Genomic DNA, 327 nt, shown 5'->3' on the forward strand with positions numbered 1-327 from the left:
CCGGAATCCTGCGGAAGTCAGTCGAACACCATCACCCCATGTCCAGAGTCCTGGGGCGCTGAGCACCTCACTGTCCACCCTCTGGCGCTCCACCAGGAGCCAGGACTCAAACCCCGGCGATCCCTTGACGTCGATCCCTTCCAGGAAGTGCCCTTCGGGAATCTCCGTTTCCAGCACGCCCCGCGAGAGTTCGGCCACGTCCACAGCTGTATCCGGACCGAGCCCGTGCGAGACAGGGTTACCCCGGAAAGCTTCAGCCAGGCCCATTTTCCGGCTCTCCTGACTCTTCCGTGGGCGTTTTCAGCGCGCCTTAACGAACGCACGCCG

1 protein-coding gene is annotated in these 327 nt (G+C 63.3%); it reads right to left on the bottom strand.

The window, feature by feature from the left end:
* A partial coding sequence (locus tag QK290_RS18605; RefSeq protein ID WP_282332141.1) for a hypothetical protein occupies window positions 1-267 on the bottom strand: 267 nt, incomplete at its 3' end.
* Between the last annotated feature and the right edge of the window lie 60 nt (window positions 268-327).

Source organism: Pseudarthrobacter sp. AL07 (genome assembly GCF_029960665.1).
Taxonomy (GTDB): domain Bacteria; phylum Actinomycetota; class Actinomycetes; order Actinomycetales; family Micrococcaceae; genus Arthrobacter.